The organism is Acinetobacter sp. GRABPA_MV_2 (genome assembly GCF_056725885.1).
The window spans coordinates 1-3,776 of the sequence record NZ_JBWZNA010000044.1 but is presented as its reverse complement, the minus strand read 5'-3'; the positions used below and the strand labels follow the sequence as shown (position 1 = coordinate 3,776).

5 protein-coding genes are annotated in these 3,776 nt (G+C 40.8%); all 5 read right to left on the bottom strand.

What is annotated here, in order from left to right; all coding sequences use genetic code 11:
* Nucleotides 1-295: 295 nt before the first annotated feature.
* Entirely contained in the window at nucleotides 296-1,411 is a 1,116-nt protein-coding gene (locus ACXM0J_RS18625) for a zonular occludens toxin domain-containing protein (protein WP_086264693.1), read from the bottom strand.
* A gap of 65 nt (nucleotides 1,412-1,476) precedes the next feature.
* On the bottom strand, nucleotides 1,477-1,761 hold the full coding sequence (locus ACXM0J_RS18620; protein WP_086264692.1) for a DUF2523 family protein: 285 nt from the start codon (nucleotides 1,759-1,761) through the stop codon (nucleotides 1,477-1,479).
* The gene (locus ACXM0J_RS18615) at nucleotides 1,761-3,119 is read right to left on the bottom strand and encodes a virulence factor TspB C-terminal domain-related protein (RefSeq protein ID WP_086264691.1); all 1,359 of its coding nucleotides are present in this window, start codon (nucleotides 3,117-3,119) and stop codon (nucleotides 1,761-1,763) included. Before ACXM0J_RS18615 ends, ACXM0J_RS18620 begins: the two co-directional genes overlap by 1 nt.
* 60 nt (nucleotides 3,120-3,179) lie before the next feature.
* Nucleotides 3,180-3,422: a major capsid protein gene (locus ACXM0J_RS18610; protein ID WP_086264690.1), complete on the bottom strand. Its 243-nt coding sequence runs from the start codon at nucleotides 3,420-3,422 to the stop codon at nucleotides 3,180-3,182.
* Nucleotides 3,423-3,434: 12 nt separating this feature from the next.
* Nucleotides 3,435-3,611: a hypothetical protein gene (locus tag ACXM0J_RS18605; RefSeq protein ID WP_171265328.1), complete on the bottom strand. Its 177-nt coding sequence runs from the start codon at nucleotides 3,609-3,611 to the stop codon at nucleotides 3,435-3,437.
* Nucleotides 3,612-3,776 lie beyond the last annotated feature (165 nt).

Sequence of the window (3,776 nt, the reverse complement as noted above, 5' to 3'; positions counted from 1 at the left end):
ACATTATGCGAACTTTATTACCCAAAAATTTCATCCATAAGTTTATGTACTACAAACCAATAAATAGGATAGACAAATACAAAAAGAGCCAAGAGACCTATATCTGAAAGTGTAATATTATGCCAATCCATGTTTTAACCCCTTAAATTATAAATCATTGAAAAATAGTATTTAGTTTGTTCCCGGGTAGAGCCGGTTTTTCAGCTTCAGTGTATCGAGCACTTGTAACAAAATGCCAATAATTTCTGCGAGCGTAGCTCGGTTCTTACCGTGTTATGCCCCAGGGAGCTTGTAATCAGAGAGAAAAGGTTGAAGGTTTTTCTTGCGTCTGTTCACTCGTAGACACTCGTTCTGTTAATGCGGGTTGTGCAAATTGTTGTTGATTAACAGTAGGTACAGGCTCAGACGTCTTACCCTGGGCAAAATAGTTAAATGGTCTGTCATTCTGTTCTATTAGCTTCTTGCAGTCAGATTGCGCCACATCGTGCAGAATGGTGCCTTGTTGCGTATATGCGACATAGCGACCACCCTTTTTAATACAACCGCTAAAAACAGGCTTAGAAGTGACTGTATACTCGATTTGGGATTGGTCAACATCAAATGGCTTGTTGGGATTATATTTAATCGCAATAGTCTCCATCCGGACATCATTTTTAGCAAGCAATTCTGCATCTCTTTTGCCTGGATTCTCCAGGTCTTTTCGTTGTTCTGCAGTCAATCCAGATCCGTCAATTTGTTTTGGTTTTTGCTGACTATTTGCCTGGGTAAAAGCTGAAGGGTTTATCATCTTTTGAGTGCCTGGTTTGAAATACATATAGCCTGCATAAGCAGCAAGGGCCAGGATGCCAAAAACTACGTAACTAAGTTTTTTAGGCAGCTTCATCTTGACGTGATGAGCAGTAGCCGACTTGTAGTAACTGAATAAATCTTTAGGGTATTTAAATAAAAACTCGTTCTCTGCTAGCTCTCGAGACGATAACGATTGAGGCTGCTTTCTTACTGATCTCCAGTAATAAACGCTTGCCAATTTAGCACCGTAAGGACGATGCAAGTGATAGTGTTCGCCGACCAGATCCAGGACAAACGCATTTAAAAAACGTGGGCTTTGTGTGATGAACCAAATGTCATGGCCAGTATGTCGATGTACTTGTAATTTCTGTACTACATCGTCTTTGTTTGCTGATGTTCCAGATCTGAAGCGCTCATGTTGTTGGGCTTCGTCATAGATAACAATTGAATTGTCTGGAGTGGTTCGCCAATCTTCAGGTGACTTTTCAACACCATCGATCTGTAGACCTTCAATATCGGCAAAAATTTGACGTTCAGGAAATTGTTTTTGTAGTTCTAATATCTTTGAAACAACAAATAGGCTTTTCCCCGAGCCTGGTGTACCAGTAACCAAAATAATCATTTTATAAACTCCGACAAGTTAATCGATGCCGTTATGTGCGTGCACGGCACGCCAAACGTCATCGATCAACTTGATAGTTTCTGTATGCCCACCTGGGCAGATTTAATAATTGCGTAAGTGCTCAAAGCACCTATAAGAATTCCGATAGCTTTATCACCGCCACACATACCCAGGAAAGCCAAAGCAGTTGACGGGCCGAAGCTCATATTTGAAGTCGCACGGGAGATATACATAGCGATAAATCCCTGGACAACACTTGTTGTAAAAAGACCGATTCCCGCACCCAGGAGAACGCGCTTAAGTGCAGATCCGAGCAGCAAAGTTAATGCTGTATAAAGTATTTTTCCCATTACTCACTATTCCCCCGTGACAAGCCCATGACGATATAAGCCCCAATTAAATACGCGGATCCAATGACAAAAGGTCGAATCATTGTCATGAAGTTACAAAGGGGTTCATAAGAGAAACTTGCACTTTGAGAGACGCCCATAAAAGTGAGTTCAATAGGCTGTGGTTGTGGGCAAGTTTGATCAAAAGTTACTCGATTACCGTCATCAAAATTTAGTTGTAGTTCTTTAATTTCTGGTTTTGGATCAGATGTATCTGTAGCTGACTCACTCATCCATTTATTAAAAGTAGTCCAATAGCCCGCGACAGTTGTCGGAAAATTAATAGCTACTTGGGCAGCTTGACAGACAGTTGGTGCCCAATCACAGAAAACAGGGAAATTTAATTTAATATCATAAGGTGGAGTAGCTGCAGCAGGATCACCAGTTGTAGGCTCTCCAGTTGTTGGAGCAGGTACAGCAGTACCCGTACCAGTTCCAGAAGTAGGAATTGCTTGTGATTGTGTTAATTGTTGGATCATATCGTTAGCAGGAACGATTTGTTTTTGTTCGTCTTCTTCTAATGCAGTGTCAGCTACTGAAGATACAAAAGCTTTTCCTTCTGGTTTTTCAGCCGCTGCATCGCTAATAATACGCGCAGAAACAGAATCATAAGGCAAGTATCTTTCTTCTCTTGCAGGCGGTGCTTTAGGATCATATGCAGGGTTATTCAGCGTAACTAGTCGCCCTGAAGCAACAGCTTCACCCGATTGGGCATACAAAAAGCAATCGTAATCAATTGGTGAAAGCTTGACGACTTTTGATGTACCAACAAAATTTGATTGACCGATCGGATAAGCTTTAGAACATGCTGACTCAGGGTTAGAATAAGTACCTGAACAATATAAATTACCGTTACCTGTTGAACACTGATAAAGATAAGGTGAGGTAGGACAAGTAGAACCATTTGAAGCACAAGAACCTCCAGACGGATCAACATAATACTTAACACGGTTATTTGCAGGATCCATTGTATAATCAACAGCACCTAATAACGCTTTGATTGCTAAATCAACAGCTACAACAGCACCGACTCTTACAATCATTTTTGAAACTTGACTAGCCGCAGGTGTAATTTTAGCTGCTCCAGTAGCAGCGTAATTCTTGCCATTCAGAACAATGTTTTTCGTGCCATCGTAAAACGTGGTAGCGCCCTGGACTAAGCGCTTAGTTACAGACCAACCTTCAGCGCCGACAGTCGTTGCATTGGCTTCTTGATAGAAAATGAAATTTGGAGTAATGGCTAGGATGAAGATCTGTAGCCAGGTAATTAATTTAAAATTATTAAAATGCAAATTACGAAAACTAGAACGATTAACCATGACATACAAGCCCCTCAATAAAAGATGGGGCAACTAGTGCCCCGATTACGTCTTTTTTTATTACAAAGCTCGGCGGATGATTTTCCATCCTTTAATCGCAACAATGACAAGCAGGTATGCAGCACCTACAAGGCCAATTGGCGTGATTAAATCGCTTAATTCAGAAGTAACAGGTGCAACGTCAATTGCAGCGTTTGCAACGTTAGTAAGTACTAATGCAGAAGCACCAGTAACAACGGCAAGCGGTAAACGCTTAGATTGAGTGGTTTGTGGTTGAGTTTGAACAGTATTAAGTTCGCCCATGGTTTTTCCCCTTTATTTGAGCATTCGACCAATTTTTTTAAAGCCCCAGGCAATAACAATACAAATCGCTATAGCTGTGGCTATATCACCCGCTTGGTCGTACGTGATTTCGGGTAATCCTAGAAAACCAACTTGTACCCATGTAAGGCATTGGTTTGTAGCCTGGTCAATTTGGGCACATTGGTACATTTTTTATATTCCTTTCCCCACACACTTTGACATGTGAAAAGTTAAATATTGGCGGTGAAAATATGAGTAACATTTAGGGCATTCCACTTGATTATCCCCCATAATCGATGTTATCTTTTTAGCCATACAATCACCTAAGTTATTGATTTAATTGACATATTATAC